Origin of the sequence: Rossellomorea sp. FS2, from assembly GCF_047915635.1 — a bacterium.
In the GTDB taxonomy this organism is placed as follows: Bacteria; Bacillota; Bacilli; order Bacillales; family Bacillaceae_B; genus Rossellomorea; species Rossellomorea marisflavi_A.
In genome coordinates, this window is sequence record NZ_JBLRVS010000001.1 from 1442666 (window position 1) to 1461670 (window position 19005).

Below are 19005 nucleotides of genomic sequence, written 5' to 3' on the forward strand. Positions count from 1 at the left end.
CCCGGTTCGCTGATTAAGGATATTGCTGAAACGTACTCTCCCTGTCACAGCCTTTTGATGACAGGTATTCTTCTGGTTTTTCAATTATATGAAAAGACCTGCCCATCCGTCAAGTCAGTGTCTCTTCTTCTTTCAGTGTCTTCAAGTCTGTTGCATCCACATCGAATTCCATGAGCTGATCCCAATCGTTTGTATCGAGGAGATCCAACTGTGCTTCGATGAGCATTTTGAAGCGCGTGCGGAATACCTTGGACTGCTTTTTGAGTTCTTCGATTTCAATGGCGATCCGGCGGGCTTTCGATAGTGCTTCATTGACGATGCGGTCGGCGTTCTTCTCAGCTTCCTTGATGATGAGCTTCGACTCCTTCATCGCATTGCGCTTCACTTCTTCACCCGCTTCCTGGGCAACGACGATGGACTTATTCAATGTTTCTTCAATCGTCGTGAAATGGCCAAGGCGCTCGTTCAGGGAATCAAGGCGTTCTTCTGTTTCCTTCTTCTCGCGGATCAGGATCTCATAATCCTTGATGATCTGGTCGAGGAATTCATTCACTTCGTCTTCGTCATATCCGCGGAAACCACGGCTGAATTCTTTATTATGTATATCTAACGGCGTCAAAGGCATGGGCGCCACCTCCAAAACTTGGTTGATTACTATCATTATAACTAAATTTTCGACAGCTTGTACCGAATTTCCTTTAATTTCGCAAAATTATTTCAAAACACCGAACGTGATCCGCCATTTATCACGCTTCGTCTTGCCATCAATGGTCAACAGTTTGCTCCTGCCGTACCCCCGCGTCGAGATGACATCCCCCTCTTCCACTTCGAAGGACGTGCTCTCGGTGGCCTTCCAATTCACCTTCACAAGGGACGCTTTGATGAGGGACTGTGCCTTTTGCCGGGAAACCCCTTGAATGGCGGATAGGATCACATCGAGTCTCAGGGAGCTTACCGTCGCGGTATTTTCACTCCATTTCTCATCCGAGGTGAACAGGTCTGCCGCCTGACGCTTTTCAAGTGAGACCTTCGCTTTCCCGATCTGCTGCAGCTCCATTTCAAGATACCCTGAAATTTCGTCGGCCGCCACGAGCTGATAGCGCTCCCTTTCAGTCAGGATATCCCCGAATTTCTCCCTTTTAAGGCCTAGGGACATGAGCGTACCGAGGATCTGCCTATGCTCTATTGTAACAAACTTCGTAGGGTAATGAATCTCATACAGGCATATACCATAATCTTCTTCTGAAGGCTCATAATAGTCAGGGTAGATCAGCGCACGCTTGCGCTCGCCTTTCTCAGGGAAAAATGCGACCCTGACGCTCCCCTCGGTGCCGATGATGCTGAGGAGGATATGCTGCTCTCGGGGATCGAGAAAATCGGTCCGTTTCTGGGCATACTGGATCTCCACCTGCTCCTTCCATTCAACCACCTGGTCGATGAAGCCCCGTTCTTCCGGTCTGAAGTGCTGATAAAGTGTCGACACGGGTTTTCCCTCCTTCCATGCAAAAGGACTGAACCGGGAAGGGTATCAGTCCTTTTGAGCTTACTATCTGATCCATAAGTAAAGTTGTTCCAGACCATTGCCTGCCAGTCGAAGTACGATAAAGGCAACGATTGGTGAAATATCGATCATCCCAAGAGGAGGGATGAACTTCCGGAACTGTTCCAGATAAGGCTCACATATTCGGGCAAGCATCTGGCCAATGGACGTTTCCCGGGCATTCGGGAACCACGACATCAGGATATAGATGATGAGCGCCCACATATATATATTCAATAGGGACGATAATATTTGATATAGTAGACCCATGATTCAGCTTACCACCTCGATTCTGTAAAGTCTTCTTCACTGAGGAATTCAGAAATGTTCCCGCTCACTTCGACGTTATCAGGGGTGCACAGGAAAATATCATTCCCCACCCGCTGGATATCGCCTCCGATGGCATACACGGTTCCGCTCAGGAAATCGACGATCCGTTTTGCCTGGTCATGCTGGATGCGCTGCAGGTTCACCAGGACAGAGCGGCGATTTTTGAGATGATCGGCGATTTCCTGGGCCTCCGCGTACACGCGCGGCTCGACAAGGATCACCTTGGATGACTTCTGGACGCTCTGCAGGCTGACAACGTTTTGTTTCGTCTGTGCCGGTGACTGGGATTTCATGGGCTTCTTCTCCTCATGTTCTTCGTATTTCTCTTCCTCTTCGTATTCGTACTCATCTTCATCAAGCAGGAAAAACGTTTTAAATTTTGATTTGATACCCATTTTTATTCATCTCCTCTCAGTCATTTCCAACTAATGCCGTTCCAATACGGACAAATGTGGCTCCTTCTTCGATGGCGATCTGAAAATCATTACTCATTCCCATGGACAGTTCCGTACAGGGGGCATGGGGCAGACCAAGGGCCTTGATCTCTTCCTGCAGCATTCTGAGGTTTCGGAAACAGCTGCGGAGGAATGCTTCATCCTGCGTATGGGGTGCCATCGTCATCAGGCCGACGACGTTGATATTCACGAGTTCTTGCAATGATATGATGAAATCGCGTACTTCTTCCGGGGATATGCCGTGTTTCGATTCTTCACCGGACACATTGACCTGTACGAAGCAGTTTACGGGCTTGTCCGCCCGTTTGTCGATTTCAACGGCCAAGGAATGACGATCCAGTGAATGTATGTATGAAACCTTATCGATGATCTGTTTGACTTTCCTGGTCTGGAGCGAGCCGATGAAATGCCAATCGACACGGTTTCCGATGGCCTCATATTTTTCGGTGAGACCGGTGTCCCTGTTTTCCCCGAGATGTGTGATCCCTGCAGTGACTGCTTCCTGCGCCCGTTCGATCGTCACATATTTCGTCACAGCCACGACCTTCACGTCCCCAGGGGACCTGCCGGCATTTTCACACGCCTGCTCTATGCTGCTGTCTATTCTTTGAAGTCGTTGTTCAACGTTCATGTTCATTCTCCTTCCAGCCTATGAAACTCATCATCCTGCCTGTCTTCCCGCCGTCTTGCCGGTAAGAATAGAAGTCTTCATGACAGGAGGAACAATGACCGGAAGTCTTGATCTGTTCCGCGGACACACCGCTTTGGATCATTAAGAGCCGGTTCAACTGTTTCAGATCCAGATGATATTGACCCTCTTCCTTTAGATTATAGGGGATGTGGGGTCCATCTTCTAGTACTTTTTCAATTTTCCCGATGACAAAATCATCTACCACATAGCAGTCTCCGCAGATCGAAGGACCGATCACGACGTCGATATCCCCCTTCGAGGAGCCGGCTGCGACCATGCGATCGATCATGGATGGACCGATCTTGGCAACGGTCCCCTTCCAGCCTGCATGGGCAATGCCGATCATCTCCTTTACCTTGTCGTAAAAATACAAGGGCACACAGTCCGCGTAGCACATCGTCAGGAGCAGACCATCGGATGAGGCAAGAAATCCATCGGTATCGGGCACCGCATCATCATAGCTCTTTGATCCTCTTCCTGCTTTTGAACCATCAATGAGCTCGATGCGATCACCATGTGTCTGCTCGGCCGCAACCCAGCGTTCGAGGGGGAAACCGATCAGCTCCGAGAGCCGTTGGCGGTTCTCCACGACGGAATCGCGGTCATCCCCTACATGCAGACCCATGTTCAAGGAGTGATGGGGACCGCTGCTTACTCCCCCGTGCTTCGTCGTGATGCCGGCGGTGACGCCGCTCCACCCGGGGATCGTATAATAGGATTCATGTTGCTTTTTGAAAGGTTCCACAGAATGAATCTCCTTTTTTCTTTTCTTTAGTGTATCATATGCCCGTCAGTGAGTCATTTATCAATAGAAGATTCCGGCCCCTCGAGCTGAGCCTGTTTGTAATAGTGATCCTGCTGCTCCTTATATCGTACAAGGATGACGTCTTCCCCGATTTTGACGATATTGTTCCATGGAACGACGACTTCTTCGTCCTTTCCGAAGAACCCAAGCAGCTTCCCACCTCCGCCAATGACGATCGCCTCGATCCTCCCGCTGTCGAGATTGATTTCGATATCGGTGATATTCCCGAGTTTCCTCCCATCTGAAACACTGACGACATCCTTCACTTGAAATTCCGAGATCCGTACCACCTGTTCCTTCCCCCTTTCAGAAAGCACACATTGTCTCTTCTAACTATATGCAAAAAAAAGAAAGACAGACCGGATCCGGTCTGTCTTTCTTGACGCTCCCCCTTTTCTCGTAAGGAACGGAAGCGTATGTATGCATGCGGAAAGGTGGGAATATCCCCATTTCTTCCGCTCTCTAACGGACACTTATTGGATATTTTTGTTCATCTGTTTGATGGCTGCCTTCTCAAGACGGGACACCTGAGCCTGCGAAATCCCGATCTCATCTGCCACTTCCATCTGCGTCTTGCCCTGAAAGAAGCGTTTACTGATGATCAACTTCTCACGATCATTCAGGCGTTTCATCCCCTCTTGAAGAGCGATTTCCTCCACCCAATGGTAATCCCTGTTCTTTTCGTCGCTCAACTGATCCATCACAAAAATCGGGTCCCCGCCATCATTATAGATGGGCTCGAATAATGAAACCGGGTCCTGTATGGCATCGAGGGCAAACACGATTTCTTCGTGAGGAACATCAAGCACCTTGGCAATTTCTTCTGCTGTCGGTTCCTTTGATGTTTCCCCCATCAACCTCTCCCTTACCTGCAGTGCCTTATAGGCAATATCTCTTAGGGATCGGGAGACCCTGATCGGATTGTTATCTCGGAGATACCGGCGGATCTCCCCGATGATCATGGGGACGGCGTAAGTGGAAAAACGTACATTCTGTCCAAGATCGAAGTTATCGATTGATTTCATGAGACCAATGCAGCCGACCTGGAAAAGATCGTCAACAAACTCCCCACGATTGTTGAATCGTTGAATTACACTTAAGACGAGGCGTAAATTCCCATTGACGAGTTTTTCCCTTGCAGAAATATCGCCCGATTGCATTTGCTTGAAAAGCACTCTCATTTCATCGTTCTTCAGCACGGGTAATTTGGAAGTATCCACACCACAAATTTCGACTTTATTACGTGTCATTCTTTCCCCTCCTTGTAGGAGCTGTTGTACAAAGTTCAGTATCTCCCCGGGCAGGAAAAATATGCATGTTGGGAACAGCAATCAAGGAGGGATCTTCCCAAATGGTTGCCACGCATGGCTTCGACAGCTGAAAAAAATTTGGGAGCTGTATTTTCCGACCATGCCATCAATGAGGACATAAAAAAGAACGACTCCTTTCTGTGAGAAAGGAATCGTTTTAACGGTCACACCATTTTATTGAATTCTTTTTTTAACCGTTTGATAATCCGCTTTTCAAGCCTTGAGATATAGGATTGAGAGATGCCGAGCATATCCGCGACGTCTTTTTGCGTTTTCTCTTCCTCCCCCATCAAACCGAACCGGAGTTCCATGATCTGTTTCTCCCGGTCATTGAGCTGATGAAGTGCGCTGAAAAGAAGCTTTTTGTCCACTGTCGCTTCGAGGTCTTTTGTAATGATGTCCTCTTCGGTGCCTAACACGTCGGAAAGAAGCAGTTCGTTCCCATCCCAATCAATGTTGAGGGGCTCGTCGAATGAAACCTCGGAGCGGATTTTATTGTTTCTTCGAAGATACATCAGGATTTCATTTTCAATGCAGCGGGATGCATAGGTCGCCAGCTTGATTTTCTTCTCGGGATTGAACGTATTGACGGCTTTGATCAAACCGATGGTTCCGATGCTGATCAGATCTTCTATATTGATTCCTGTATTTTCGAACTTCCGCGCGATATACACAACAAGGCGAAGATTCCTCTCTATAAGGAGGGATCTTGCCGCTTTATCCCCGCTGGGCAGTTTTTGAAGGAGCACTTCCTCTTCGTCTTTCGAAAGGGGTGGAGGGAGGGCTTCACTTCCACCTATGTAGTGGATTTCATCCGTCTTGAGTCCCAGTTTCAATAAGAGTTTGTACCAATAATACTGTAGTTTCAGTTTGAGTTTCATCACAATGGGTCCCCCTTATAAATGCTGTAATAATGGAAAGCCGGTTTTTATGAGGCATGATCGACGGGCTTTCTTGCTGCCATTTGCGGATGGATGATCGCTTCAAATTGATGGTCGGGAGACAATGGTTCTTCCCGGAAGGCGATGAGACCATTCGACACTTCCCATTCTGCTCCGGAATCTTTCAGCATGATGCGGTCCGGTTTCAGTGCAGCTAAAAGCTGTCCGGTCTTTCCGATGGACTGAGCCGGTATCAATCTCATTCTGTCGGACCAGACAGAATCGATTGAATCTTCACTGAACAATTCGTTCACGTCACCGGCCATTCTAATAAATTCGTCCGGGACTTCATCCTTGAGACGGGAAAGGGAGAGGATCATGACCGGTTTCTTCCCGATCGGATCCTGCAGCCCGTTTCCACTATCGATCAGCCCCTTGATCCTGATGTTATATTCCCCGAATTCGATTGAAACGTCTACCAGTTGATCATACTGAATCTTGGCATACTCCAGATGATCCACCCTGCTCTTGGAAAAATACCAGGCAAGGGGTAATACAAGCATCACGAATACCCAGCTGATCGGATCACCGAACCCCCGTACAGATGCAATGAGAGTAGAAGCTTCGGCACCCGGGTCGAATGAGATAAAATAGTGTACCCCGATGAGGATGCCTCCTGTTAAAAATGTCACGAAGTAGAACATGAGCAGGTTAGCTAGGAAGAATTTCATCCGTTTGAACCCGAAGGCAACCCATACCATCACAACGGAGAATGATAGTTTCACCAACGGACTTCCCGACAGGTGACTGAGCGGGGTGAAAGCCATAAGAATGATAATCGAACCGATGAGCCCTCCTGAACCGATCCTCCAAAGAGCATATCTCCTCTTCAGGATGATTCCGGTCAACCACAGCAGCGCACAATCCACCAGCATATTCAATAACCATATGACATCAAGGTATAAGGTCAATCTCTGCCCTCCTCATCGACGGTTCCTACGACTTACGAGAAGTATATCGTACATACCATCCGGAAGGTTGTCACTTTTTGTACCAGGAAACGGAAAACTTTTCAGGGATTAGTTCGAATCTTGTCAGTATAAATGGAGGCATAATAAGAGGTACGATACGGGGAAAAATAAAAAAACCTGACAGGACATCCTGTCAGGTTTCTTAGCCGTTTAGCGGCGACGGTTGCGGTTGCGAAGGAACGTAGGGATATCCAACGTCTCTTCTGCAGCCTGATTATTATGGTTCGTATTCGATCGAACAGGCTCTTGCTGCTGTGGTTCCTCGCGTTTCGGCTGTTGCTCACGCTTAGGAGCCTGATTCGCATTCGGCTTCACGCCTCCAAACGTAGGGCGTGTCTGCTTCGGCTGGATTACCTCTTCATTGAACCCGGTCGCGATGACGGTCACAATGATGTCATCTTTCAATTCTTCATTGATGACGGAACCGAAGATCATATTGACCTCCTGATCGGATGCTGATGCCACGATGTCGGCAGCTTCCTGCACCTCGTATAGGCTCAAGGAAGTACCACCTGTGATGTTCATCAGGACCCCTTGGGCACCATCGATGGACGTTTCCAGCAGCGGGCTCGATACAGCCTTTTTGGCTGCTTCCGTCGCGCGGTTTTCACCTGATGCGGCACCGATCCCCATAAGGGCTGAACCCTTGTTGGACATGATGGTCTTCACATCGGCAAAGTCAAGGTTGATAAGCCCTGGTGTTGCGATCAGATCCGAGATACCTTGTACACCTTGACGCAATACGTTATCTGCTTCACGGAAGGCTTCTAGCATCGGCGTGCTCTTATCGACGATTTCCAGCAGGCGGTCATTCGGGATGACGATCAGGGTATCGACCCCTTCTTTCATCGCAGCGATTCCACCGCTTGCCTGGTTGGAACGCTTCCTTCCTTCGAAGGTGAACGGGCGGGTGACGACCCCGACCGTCAAGGCACCGATCTCACGAGCGATCTGGGCGATGACAGGAGCTGCCCCTGTGCCTGTTCCTCCACCCATCCCGGCGGTAACAAAGACCATGTCGGCTCCGCGGAGCGCTTCTTCGATTTGTTCCTTGCTTTCTTCGGCTGCTTTTTTACCGACTTCAGGATTGGCACCTGCACCGAGACCCCTTGTCAATTTTCCACCGATCTGCATTTTGATTTCTGCTTTTGATAGGTTCAGAGCCTGGGCATCCGTATTGACGGCGATGAATTCCACACCTTGTACACCATGTTCGATCATGCGGTTGACGGCATTGTTACCTCCGCCACCGACACCGATTACTTTAATTGTCGCTAATGAATCTAAATTTGTATCAAACTCCAACATGACAAATCCTCCTAACTCATCGAATCCATGGATTCCTATTTAGTTCCAGGCTATCTTGATTGTTTTCAGGTTTTTTAAGACTGTTATTCAAAGAAATATCCGAAGAATTTTTTCATCTTAGACATCGGCTTATCTTCTTCGTTCACTTCTTCCCTTACCTTTGCAGGCTTGGGCTTTTTAGGGCTGGGCTTTTGCTGTCTTTTTTCACCGGCTTCTACTGCCACCGGTTCTGCGCTTACGACTCTTCCTTGCAATCTAGCATTCTTTTGAGCGTATTTGATCAATCCCACTGCAGTAGTATACTGCGGCTCCCTTACCCCGATATAATCGGGAATCGCTACGCGCACACGATTTTGGAAAACGATTTGTGCTAATTCTAACACACCAGGGAGATTAGATACACCTCCAGTCAGAACATATCCTCCTGGAAGGTCCCTGATGCCCATGCGACGCATTTCATGGCTGATCAGATCGAGAACCTCTTCAAGCCTTGCCTCTATGATATCAGAAATTTCCAACTGGTTGAACTGCTGATGTTGGTCGCTGCCGATGATCGGCACCGAGAAGACTTCGTCCTCAGATGCATGGTCGTAGTAGGCATGACCATACTTCACTTTGATCTTCTCCGCATCTTCCGTCGACGTTCTAAGGCCGATGGACAGATCTTTGGTGATATGTTCCCCGCCTACCGGGAGAACCGTAGTGGCTTTCAAGTGACCTTGTTCGAATACGGCGATGGTGGTTGAACCCCCACCGATGTCGATCAATGCCGCACCAAGGTTCTTCTCATCCTTGGATAGTGCAACCGAGCCTGCAGCCAACGGCTGTAGGACGATATCCACTATTTCCAATCCTGCTTTTTCAACACATCGGAGCGTATTATGTAAGATGGTCTTTGACCCGGTGATGATGGTCCCTTCCATTTCTAGCCGGACACCGATCATCCCCCTCGGATCTGTTATCTCATCCAGTCCGTCCACGATGAACTGTCTCGGGATGACGTTGATGATCTCCCTTTCAGGCGGGATCGATACGACCTGTGCCGCATCCATGACCCGAAGCACGTCTTCGTCCCCGATCTCCCTGTTATCGCTGGAGACGGCCACGACACCATGGCAGGACTGAAGGGATACGTGATTACCCGTGATCCCGACGATGACCTGGCTTATGGATAGACCGACCATCCTTTCTGCTTGCTCAACCGCCTTTTTGATTGTATGAACAGTTTCGTCTATATCTACGATGGAACCTTTACGGATTCCTTCTGAGTTCACATTCCCTACACCGATAATGTTCAGAGAATCATTTGTCATTTCACCGATGATCACTTTCACTGTGGATGTACCGATGTCTAGGCTAACGTAAATTTCATTGCTGTTCACTCTGTGGCACCTCCTTAAAGAATGTTTGTTTCGAACAACAAGCTTAGAATAGGTGATTCTAAGTATATCTTATTATGATATTCGCTGTAATAAAAACGATTCCCTTTTAATATTCTAATTTTTTTCTCTTTTTTCTCGTTTATTTGTCCAATTGCTGATCAGTAGTCGTCGAATGACGGCAATGTTCTGGAACAACCTTACTCCAAAGGCAAAGACCGCCGCCAAGTACAAGTCTACACCAAGATGTACCCCCAGAAAAGCTAAACTTGCCGCTAGGAGGATATTGAAAAAGAAGCCAGAAACAAAGACTTTATCGTCATAGATATTTTGCAGGTGCGCACGTATTCCTCCGAATAATGTATCCAGGGCAGCCAGGACGGCTATGGAAAGATAGTTTGAATACTCATCCGGTATGCGGATGTCCGTGGCGAGGCCCAAAAAGACTCCCACCAGCAACCCTAATAGGGGTAGCCACATTGTTAACCGTTCCCTCCTGTTTCTTTGACTGGTTCCATGAGGCGGACCCTGATCGTATCTTCGTAAGCCGGTATCTTCTGATCTTCCAGCGGCTTCGAGATATTGACCCTGAGATTATCGATGAAGAAATCTTCCAGCGACTGTGAAACCTGCATCCGGTTATACAGCTTTTCGGCCGTTGCATAGTCAGCTGTCAGCACCTTCACCTCAAAGGGCAGGGAACGGATCGAGTAGCCGTCGACCTTGGTCTCTCCATTGATGTCACGGATGACGGATGTGTTGACAAGTCGATGTCCATCTATGGAAATATCTGTTGCATCATATTTGCTTAGTTCGTTGATTAGCCTCTCGAGAAGCTGAGGTGATACATTCTTAACCGGTTCACCAAGAAGGAGTTCCTCCTCCACAGGTTCAATCGTGAGAGTGAGCCCCGGTCCTTTTTTTTCGGTCAGCCCCGCTTCGGCCTTTAGCTCTTCGAGGGTCTGCTTCAACGCTTCTTCGGGGCTGGATTCTTGTTGTGCCTTGTATTGTTCAAGCTTCCCTTCCACCGAGCGCATCTCTGTATTCAGATTTGAATTGAGCTCTTTTTCTTTCAACAGGGCCTCTCTCAGCTCCCATACGTCCCGCGTATCCCTTATGACGGGTTCCTGGACCGTCTGGAATTGAATGGCCAGCATAAAGCCGATGATTACCGTGACGACGGTGAAGCTAACCTTTAATCTACCGCCCATTGCTTGTCACCTTTCCTTCAATACCTGGTCGAACGCCGCTCGGTTCATGAATCCCCGAGCAACGGTCCTAATGTGATCTCCTTCTCTTTTTCCATGGAGACGACGATATTCTCATTGAGCAGTTGATCCTTCACTCCACCATTGATATTCAAGGCGGAATTCAGAACGTCAGCGTCCCCGATCGCCGTAATTTCAAACGGTGCGGGGTAGTCCACCCCATCCACCTGTATCACCGGCCCGTTGCAAAGCACGTAAGAGTTATGCTTCAGACGCTGTCCGTTGATGGCCACCGCAGAGGCCCCGGCTATATATAATTCATTGATCACTTTGAAGACATGGTGTTCGTGAACGATATAATTGTTGATATTCTCCTCTTCGGGGTTATAATCCGCATCCGACAGGGTGACCTTGAGACCCGGACCCTTGACTTTGGTTTTACCTAGGTACATCCTGTAACGTTCTGCGTCTTCGGCGAGATTAAAATAGATCTGCTTTTCCTTTGAAAAGGATTTTTCCATGGTTACAACTTTTTCCTGTTTCTCATAAAGATTTTCCTGCAGCTCATTATTTTTTTGCTGATAATCAAGAATTTGATCCCTAAGAGCTTCTTCCTGCTTCAACTGTCCATCGGTTCGATTCGAGCGCTCATCCTGCTTTGAACTGGCTAGACTGTAGGAAAAGGCGAGTATGAAACCGAGGACCAGGCAGACAAGGGACAGGATCACTTGCTTACTCTTGATTTTGACCCTCTTCATCAGTGCCTTCATCCTCCGTTTCATAAGCTTTGAAAAATGATCCGACCTCCAGATCGATGACCCCCTTCTTCGATGGGTCAAGCTGACTCGCGATGGACGGATAATGAATCATCTTCTCAGAGAAGGTGCGTATGGTCGCACTTACTTCAAAGCCGTCATTCATATAGAGGGTGACATGATACTGATCCGTTTCCTTCGGGGTCAGATTGATCTCTGAGATCATCTGTTGAACCTCAGGAGGGAGTTTACCCAGCTCCTTCATCATCTTCTCAAGAACTTTATCTTCCTTGAATCCCCGAAGGAGAGGCGCATCGACGGGCATGGCATCGGTCCCTTTATCAAGGATCCTCCCGTTTTCCAGGATCACATAGTAGCGTGAATCACGGGAAAGATACGCTTTCTTATCGTGTTCCTTGATGGAAATCACGTACGTATTGGGAAACGTCAGGCTGACTTCGGCCTTCTTTACTTCAGGCAGTTTCTTCAGCTTGTCTGAGACGGAATTCTTATTCACTCCCCATACGCTTGTACCTGTTGAGATCCCACCTGCTGCAAGCACCTTTTCATCCGGAATGAGTTCATTCCCGGTCACCTCGACCTTTTTGACATGACTGAGGGGTGATTGGAAATAGACCACAGACAAAATCAAGATCAGGAACAAAGTTAAAAGGAAGAAAAGACGCCGGTTCGCTTTCTTTTTCCGATGCTGTTTCAGTTTAGGGATCCTGTCTTCAATCGAAACAACGTTTTCTTTTTTCATGTCAAACGATCTCCTAAGCATCACTAGTTTCTGTCATGGGTTCAATCCCCATGAATGATCTGACCATTACGCCGGCATTCATGTAGGAGAATGGAGAAAGAGGTATGTAGGATGGAACCATTGTTTTCTATGTAAGAGAAAGATGCCGGGAACATAGTGTACCGTTATAATGAACACGGGTCTGCCAGCAAAAACGTCCATCCCTATATATACACTCTTTTCATCCATTCTAAACGAGAAATATTCCTTTATGAATGCCTGTCATTGAATTGTAAAAGATTTGGTCTGCAATAGTAATAAATCCTCCTAGTTCCAGTAAAGAAAAGGAGTGACATCCACTATTCATATGTAATTTATTGTAACACCATCTAAGGATTTAGCCTATGGTTTTTTTACTGAAAACACCGTTTTCATAGGGCTTTTCGCTCTTTTTTGTCTATTTACTCCTTCCTGCTTCCGGTTTATGGATAGACGTGGAAGATATTTGGGGAATCCATCCGTATTCCATGCCATTCAAAATGAAATGACCAACCATTCATCCACCCCTGCAAAGAGGAAAAGGTCTTCCTCCCTTCATCCTCAAAGCAAAGAGTGACCAACTGTCATCACAAAATGACGTAGGTATTATTACCTAATATCGGAATTTCGTACACCCCGACCCATTGGAACGGAATAGGGATAGCCTAAGAAGCTACGGATGATTCTTGATTCTATTCCCTATGGCACTCTCCTATCCCGAATCCTACAGTGCAGCTGAACGGTCCCTTTCTCACCTAAAAATCAAAATAGAAGCATTGGACGGCTTTCGATCCCACCTGCGTTGGCACTCTCCTATCCCGAATCCTACAGTGCAGTGCAGCGGACGGCGGCCGACTCACACGGGAATGGTGGACAGGTGAGACCCTGCAAGCGCAGCTGAAGCGGCTCACCGTCTACCCCGCAGGAAAGCGGTCGATCGCAGCGGAACGGAACGGCCAAAATATGAATACATACCTCTATCAGATATACTCTTCCCCTAGTCAAAGTATCAAAAATCCGCATATCCCTCCACTCTCTCCAAACTGCCCAAACGAAAAAACCGCCCCTCCTAAGAGAGACGGCTCAAACATCTACGTTTTAGCGTACCGACTAATATTCAAAAGCACACCGACCGCCATCAGCATGAGCGTCAGAGAAGACCCTCCATAGCTCAAAAACGGCAGGGTGATCCCCGTCACGGGCATCAGACCCGTCACAACCCCCACATTGATCATCACCTGAATGGCAATCATCGATACGATCCCAAGGGCAAGGAAGCTGCCGAACAGGTCCGGTGCACCGAGTGCGATGCGGATCCCCCGCCAAAGGATCAGGGAAAAGAGCAAAAGCACGAGCGTTCCCCCAATAAATCCGAGTTCCTCGGCCAAAATGGCGAAAATGAAATCATTTTGAGGTTCAGGGAGATAAAAGAACTTCTGCCTGCTCTGACCCAGTCCGAGACCGAATAATCCGCCGGGCCCGATGGCATACAAGGACTGGATGATCTGAAACCCCGAGTTGAGCGGATCCTGCCACGGGTCTAGGAAGGATGTGATCCGTTTGATCCGGTAAGGGGCGGAAATCACCAGACCGACAAAACCGAGCAGGCCGATAAGTCCGAGAAACATGAAGTGCTTGATCCGTGCACCCGAGATGAAAATCATCACGACAGATGTGCCCACCATGACGGTCCCGGTGCCAAGATCCGGCTGCAGCATGATCATGCCGAATGCCGTGAAGACCATGAGGAGAGCCGGCAATACGCCCTTCCTGAAAGAAGTGATGTATTTTTGGTTCTCACTTAAGTATTTCGATAAAAAGGCGATCATGGCAATTTTCATGAATTCTGAAGGCTGTACCGAAAAGGCTCCGACACCGATCCAGCTCCTGGATCCATTCCTCAACACCCCTATTCCGGGGATCAGAACCAATACCAGGAGGATGAAACAGACGATGATCATCACTTTTGACCAGCTCTTCCACGTCCAGTACTCCACATTCATGATGAAGAACATGACCAGCAGTCCCACCCCGGCGAATAGCAGCTGCCGTTTGGCAAAGAAAAAGGTATCATCGAACTTGTAGTCCGCCCAGACAGCACTTGCACTGTAAACCATGATCAGACCGATGGCGAGCAGGGTCATGGTGACCATGATCAGTATAAAATCGGGTGTCGATTTTTTTAAAGGCAAAGTTATGCACCTCGAATTGACTTATTTGAGCCGTTCGAGCACCCTTTAAGGATTCTGCCTTCCGTGCTAGTGTGCGGTTGCTCTATAAGACAAGCTCTTATTAAAGCATATGCACAGCCTGGATAAACATGTCTCCTCGTTCCTCAAAAGTGCGATACTGATCCCAGCTCGCGCATGCAGGCGACAGGAGGATCACATCCCCTGGCTGCGAATGTTCATATGCCACAGGAACAGCTTTTTCAACATTATCGACAGTGATGATGGATTCTATCCCTGCCTTTCTTCCTGTTTCTGCGAGCTTTTGGGCCGTTTCACCGAACACGATGAGGGTTGATACATTCTTCAGATACGGAATAAGGTCGTCAAAATCATTTCCGCGGTCCAATCCACCGGCGAGGAGGATCGTGGGACCAGCGAAGGCGTTCAGTGCACTTTTCGTTGCAAGGCTGTTCGTCGCCTTCGAGTCGTTATAGAATTTCCGCCCTTCCACTTCCTTCACGAATTGCGTACGGTGCTTGACCCCTGCGAAAGTGGAAAGGACCTTCCTGATGCTTTCATTCGGCACATCATACAGTTTGCACGCGGCCACTGCGCTCAGGATGTTTTCCAGGTTATGTGCTCCCGGCAGGACGATATCGTCCAGGCTGACGATGAACTCATCTCGGAAATAAATCGCGTCTTCCTTGATATAGGCTCCATCAAGGACTTCTTTCGTAGTGGAGAAAGGCACCACCTGTGCCTTTGTATGGGCAACGGCAGCGATCAGATGGGTTTGATCATCATTGATGATGAGGAAGTCATCCTCCGTTTGATTCTTCGTGATGTTCACTTTTGCCTGCCAATAGTCGTGAAGACTGCCATGGTAGTCCAAGTGGGCTTCATAAAGATTCGTAATAATGGCGATATGCGGTTTGAACTCCTCGATGCCCATCAATTGGAACGATGAAAGCTCTACCACCATTTTGTTATGGGGCCCCGCTTCCTGCGCCACTTCAGAGGCAACGGTCCCGATGTTTCCGGCAATCAGCGGGTTTTGATCGCCGTCCGCCAGCATTTCGAACAGGAGGGTCGTAGTCGTGGTCTTTCCATTCGTACCCGTGATCCCGATCATTTCGGCTTCCGAGATCAGGTAAGCAAGTTCCACCTCCGTCAACACCGGGATGCCTTTTTCAATTGCTTTTTGAATCAGGGGATTGGTATAAGGGATCCCCGGATTTTTAATCACATATTGGAAGCCCTCATCCATGAGTTCGATGGGGTGGCTGCCTGTGATCACCTTTATCCCCTCCTGGAGGAGACCCTGGGCGGCAGGGTTTTCAGACAGGGGCTTTTGGTCATTCACCGTGACAAAGGCATCCAGCTTATGTAGTAGGGATGCTGCCGTCACACCGCTCTTGGCAAGACCCAGCACTAGTACTTTTTTATGTTTGAATTTGACTGTTGATTTCACTTATAACCACACCTCGATATAAATTCCCAGGACGGCAAACAATAGGCCCACTGTCCAGAAGGTCACTACAACACGCCACTCGGACCACCCTGATAGTTCATAGTGATGATGGAGCGGACTCATTTTAAAGATTCTCTTACCCGTTGTCTTGAAGGAAGCAACCTGAAGGATGACAGAAAGGGTCTCGATGACAAATACTCCCCCGATCAAAATCAGGATGATTTCCGTCTTCGTCAGGATTGCGACTGTTGCAATCGCTCCTCCGAGCGCAAGCGATCCCGTATCCCCCATGAACACTTTTGCGGGATGGGCGTTGAATACGAGGAATCCAAGTACCGCTCCTACAACCGCGACGCTGAAAATGGCGACGTCGAATTGTGATTGATTCCATGCAAGGACAGCCATGGCTCCGAACGCAATAGCGGATGTTCCTGAAACAAGGCCATCAAGACCGTCTGTCAGATTGACTGCATTGGAGAATCCGACAAGCCAGAAGATGATGAACAGGCAGTAGAACCAACCAAGTTCGATGGAAATGTCCGTCATCGGGATCGATACGGCTGTCGAGAAATCATTCTGCTTGAAGATCAGATAAAAGATGATGGAGATGACAATCTGACCTGCCAGTTTCTGTTTCGACGTCAGGCCGAGGTTCCGTTTCATGACCACCTTGATGAAATCATCCAGGAATCCAAGCAGACCGAATCCTACTGTGACAAGGATCATCAGATAGGTTTCTGGTCCGATATCGGAAAACCTGCCTGTCATGAGGAAGGTAGTGGCGACGATGGAAAGCAAAAAGACGATCCCACCCATAGTCGGTGTCCCGGTCTTTTTCTGATGGGACTGGGGACCTTCGTCACGGATGCTCTGACCGAATTTCAGCCTTCTAAGGAAGGGGATGAAAATCGGCGCAAGCACGGCTGTTATGATAAATGCTGCGATGATAGTATATAAGATTACTTGTTCCGTCATTCTGATTGTTCGTCCTTTCTCTCTTGCCCTTCGGGGTGTTAGTCCCGGGGCGGTTTAATCTGTGTGTCTGATCTGCCCTCCCAACAGGCGATCAGTCTCTCATAGGCTTGCTTCATATCCTCCACAATGAATAAGGGGAAATGATTGGGAACATGGGCAGGAATGACCTGATCCTTCAGCCACAGGGATGCAATGGCGCCCGATTCGATGGGCCCGAGGAGGTCTTCGCCTCCATGAAGTGGCACATACAGCCCCTTGCTCATCTTCTTCCCTGGATCAGTCGCAATCATCCCGAAGGTCAGGCCGGGGAATCGGATCCCCCTTGACTCCGGGAAGAGAAGCAGGACATTTTCATAAGAAAGCATGCCTATTCCCCCTTGATGATGAGCTTCGCGACTTCGCGGTCATCGAATTCATACACCTGGGACCCGATGATCTGATAGGTTTCGTGGCCCTTTCCGGCGATCAATACCACATCATCGCCCGAAGCCATGGTAATGCCATGGCGGATGGCTTCCTTGCGATCTTCGATCAAGACATATCCTTTACCGAACACCCCGGCTTCCATGTCCTTCAAGATCTGCATGGGGTCTTCTCCGCGGGGGTTATCAGACGTAAATATGGCTAAATCCCCGTATTCACACGCGATTTCGGCCATGATCGGCCTTTTGATCCTATCCCGGTCCCCACCGCATCCGACAATCACGATGATTTTCCCTTTTGTGATGGAACGGATCGTCTCGAGGACATTTTTCAATCCATCTGGGGTATGGGCATAATCCACGATCACACTGAATTCCTGTCCGGCAGAAATCGTTTCGAATCTCCCCCTCACACCCGTCGCTGCCCTCAGGACCCTTGCACTTTCTGCCACCGGGATTCCGGCAGCAGAAGAGGAGGCCACCGCTGCGAGTGCATTGTAGACATTGAATAGCCCCGGGAGACCGATGGAGAGCTTCTCCGTCCCGAAAGGCGTCACCATGGTGAACGTTGTGGCCGATGCCGTCAAGGAGATGTCTTTCGCATAAAAATCAGCTTTTTCTGTCAATCCATAGGTGAAAACGTGGGCCGCGGTGGATTTAATATAGTAATCCGCCGCTTCGTCGTCCATGTTAATAATCGCATACTTCGGTGATTTTTTAAAATACGTATTTCCCAACTGGGAAAAAAGCAGGCCCTTTGCGTTCCGATACTCATCCATGGATCGGTGATAGTCCAAATGATCCTGAGTGAGATTGGTGAAGACCGCGATGTCAAAGTCACAGCCGTGCACCCTTCCCTGATCCAATGCATGGGAGGAAACCTCCATGATGGCTGATTGAACGCCTTTGTCGACGAACTCCTTGAAGGTCCTTTGCAACGTAAGGCTATCCGGTGTCGTATTCCGGCTTTTTTGAAGGACATCCCCCACTTTTATATGCAGTGTGCCGATTAAGCCAGTGGTAAGACCGGAACCCGCATAGATTTGTTCGATCAGATGGGTGGTGGTCGTTTTGCCGTTTGTTCCCGTTACCCCGACAAGTAATAAACGATGGGAAGGTTGTTTGAAGAAATAATCTGAGAGGATGGCCATGGCTTTCCTTGTGTCTGGAACAATCACGACCGGTAATCCTGTCTTCACTTCTTTCTCCGCCAGCACCGCGGCCGCCCCGTTCCGCTCCGCTTCCCTGACGAGAGAGTGGCTGTCGACTTCAAGGCCATTGATACAGATGAATAAATCGCCTTTCCTTACATCCTTATGGTGGTTCACAATATTCGAAATAGATGGATCCCCTTCACCCTGTACTGTGAAAAATGGTAGTACTTCAAGCATTGTGTGCAATCTCATCTTTTCAACTCCTAACAGGCAGAAAGCAACCTTTATATATTTTACAAAAAAAAACGACTGAAAGCTATCAACCTTTTCACTTAGTT

21 protein-coding genes and 1 other annotated feature (1 of these 22 running past the window's edge) are annotated in these 19005 nt (G+C 48.5%); all 21 genes read right to left on the reverse strand.

Annotated features, from left to right (window positions below):
- Positions 1 to 57, reverse strand: a binding site (T-box leader) (it extends 164 nt beyond the left edge of the window).
- A gap of 52 nt (positions 58 to 109) precedes the next feature.
- The 21 genes from ACNA6I_RS07530 to ACNA6I_RS07630 all read right to left on the reverse strand — a co-directional run bounded on the left by ACNA6I_RS07530 (position 110) and on the right by ACNA6I_RS07630 (position 18919).
- Positions 110 to 625, reverse strand: a complete 516-nt coding sequence (locus tag ACNA6I_RS07530; protein ID WP_048004120.1) for a DivIVA domain-containing protein — start codon at positions 623 to 625, stop codon at positions 110 to 112.
- Positions 626 to 712: 87 nt separating this feature from the next.
- Entirely contained in the window at positions 713 to 1483 is a 771-nt protein-coding gene (locus ACNA6I_RS07535) for an RNA-binding protein (protein ID WP_416313122.1), read from the reverse strand.
- Positions 1484 to 1546: 63 nt separating this feature from the next.
- A complete protein-coding gene (locus ACNA6I_RS07540; RefSeq protein WP_416313123.1) occupies positions 1547 to 1810 on the reverse strand; it encodes a YggT family protein in 264 nt (87 codons plus the stop codon).
- Positions 1811 to 1818: 8 nt separating this feature from the next.
- A complete protein-coding gene (locus tag ACNA6I_RS07545) occupies positions 1819 to 2265 on the reverse strand; it encodes a cell division protein SepF (RefSeq protein ID WP_148794976.1) in 447 nt (148 codons plus the stop codon).
- Between the two features lie 16 nt (positions 2266 to 2281).
- The gene (locus ACNA6I_RS07550) at positions 2282 to 2956 is read right to left on the reverse strand and encodes a YggS family pyridoxal phosphate-dependent enzyme (RefSeq protein ID WP_416313124.1); all 675 of its coding nucleotides are present in this window, start codon (positions 2954 to 2956) and stop codon (positions 2282 to 2284) included.
- The gene (gene pgeF / locus ACNA6I_RS07555) at positions 2946 to 3761 is read right to left on the reverse strand and encodes a peptidoglycan editing factor PgeF (protein ID WP_048015532.1); all 816 of its coding nucleotides are present in this window, start codon (positions 3759 to 3761) and stop codon (positions 2946 to 2948) included. The genes ACNA6I_RS07550 and pgeF overlap by 11 nt, the downstream gene beginning before the upstream one ends.
- A gap of 53 nt (positions 3762 to 3814) precedes the next feature.
- Entirely contained in the window at positions 3815 to 4111 is a 297-nt protein-coding gene (locus ACNA6I_RS07560; protein ID WP_048004526.1) for a YlmC/YmxH family sporulation protein, read from the reverse strand.
- Positions 4112 to 4294: 183 nt separating this feature from the next.
- Positions 4295 to 5071: an RNA polymerase sporulation sigma factor SigG gene (gene sigG / locus ACNA6I_RS07565; protein ID WP_048004126.1), complete on the reverse strand. Its 777-nt coding sequence runs from the start codon at positions 5069 to 5071 to the stop codon at positions 4295 to 4297.
- 224 nt (positions 5072 to 5295) lie between these two features.
- Positions 5296 to 6015, reverse strand: a complete 720-nt coding sequence (sigE, locus tag ACNA6I_RS07570) for an RNA polymerase sporulation sigma factor SigE (RefSeq protein WP_048004127.1) — start codon at positions 6013 to 6015, stop codon at positions 5296 to 5298.
- Positions 6016 to 6059: 44 nt separating this feature from the next.
- Complete coding sequence (gene spoIIGA, locus ACNA6I_RS07575) at positions 6060 to 6983, reverse strand: sigma-E processing peptidase SpoIIGA (protein ID WP_416313125.1); 924 nt, start codon at positions 6981 to 6983, stop codon at positions 6060 to 6062.
- Positions 6984 to 7193: 210 nt separating this feature from the next.
- Positions 7194 to 8351: a cell division protein FtsZ gene (gene ftsZ / locus ACNA6I_RS07580; protein WP_048004129.1), complete on the reverse strand. Its 1158-nt coding sequence runs from the start codon at positions 8349 to 8351 to the stop codon at positions 7194 to 7196.
- Between the two features lie 83 nt (positions 8352 to 8434).
- A complete protein-coding gene (gene ftsA / locus ACNA6I_RS07585) occupies positions 8435 to 9733 on the reverse strand; it encodes a cell division protein FtsA (protein WP_048004130.1) in 1299 nt (432 codons plus the stop codon).
- A gap of 114 nt (positions 9734 to 9847) precedes the next feature.
- Positions 9848 to 10210: a small basic family protein gene (locus tag ACNA6I_RS07590; protein ID WP_048004131.1), complete on the reverse strand. Its 363-nt coding sequence runs from the start codon at positions 10208 to 10210 to the stop codon at positions 9848 to 9850.
- 2 nt (positions 10211 to 10212) lie between these two features.
- Positions 10213 to 10941, reverse strand: coding sequence for a DUF881 domain-containing protein (locus tag ACNA6I_RS07595; protein ID WP_048004132.1), 729 nt, complete (start codon positions 10939 to 10941; stop codon positions 10213 to 10215).
- Positions 10942 to 10985: 44 nt separating this feature from the next.
- Complete coding sequence (locus tag ACNA6I_RS07600) at positions 10986 to 11696, reverse strand: DUF881 domain-containing protein (RefSeq protein WP_231578825.1); 711 nt, start codon at positions 11694 to 11696, stop codon at positions 10986 to 10988.
- Complete coding sequence (locus ACNA6I_RS07605) at positions 11671 to 12456, reverse strand: cell division protein FtsQ/DivIB (protein WP_048004134.1); 786 nt, start codon at positions 12454 to 12456, stop codon at positions 11671 to 11673. The genes ACNA6I_RS07600 and ACNA6I_RS07605 overlap by 26 nt, the downstream gene beginning before the upstream one ends.
- A gap of 1109 nt (positions 12457 to 13565) precedes the next feature.
- Entirely contained in the window at positions 13566 to 14666 is a 1101-nt protein-coding gene (gene spoVE / locus ACNA6I_RS07610; protein WP_048004135.1) for a stage V sporulation protein E, read from the reverse strand.
- A gap of 100 nt (positions 14667 to 14766) precedes the next feature.
- A complete protein-coding gene (murD, locus tag ACNA6I_RS07615) occupies positions 14767 to 16116 on the reverse strand; it encodes a UDP-N-acetylmuramoyl-L-alanine--D-glutamate ligase (RefSeq protein ID WP_048004136.1) in 1350 nt (449 codons plus the stop codon).
- A complete protein-coding gene (mraY, locus tag ACNA6I_RS07620) occupies positions 16117 to 17091 on the reverse strand; it encodes a phospho-N-acetylmuramoyl-pentapeptide-transferase (RefSeq protein ID WP_048004137.1) in 975 nt (324 codons plus the stop codon). It abuts the gene before it with no gap.
- Positions 17092 to 17129: 38 nt separating this feature from the next.
- Positions 17130 to 17456 (reverse strand): hypothetical protein, encoded by a 327-nt coding sequence (locus ACNA6I_RS07625; protein ID WP_053072121.1) that lies wholly within the window; start codon positions 17454 to 17456, stop codon positions 17130 to 17132.
- Between the two features lie 2 nt (positions 17457 to 17458).
- Positions 17459 to 18919, reverse strand: a complete 1461-nt coding sequence (locus ACNA6I_RS07630) for a UDP-N-acetylmuramoyl-L-alanyl-D-glutamate--2,6-diaminopimelate ligase (protein ID WP_416313126.1) — start codon at positions 18917 to 18919, stop codon at positions 17459 to 17461.
- Positions 18920 to 19005: the final 86 nt, after the last annotated feature.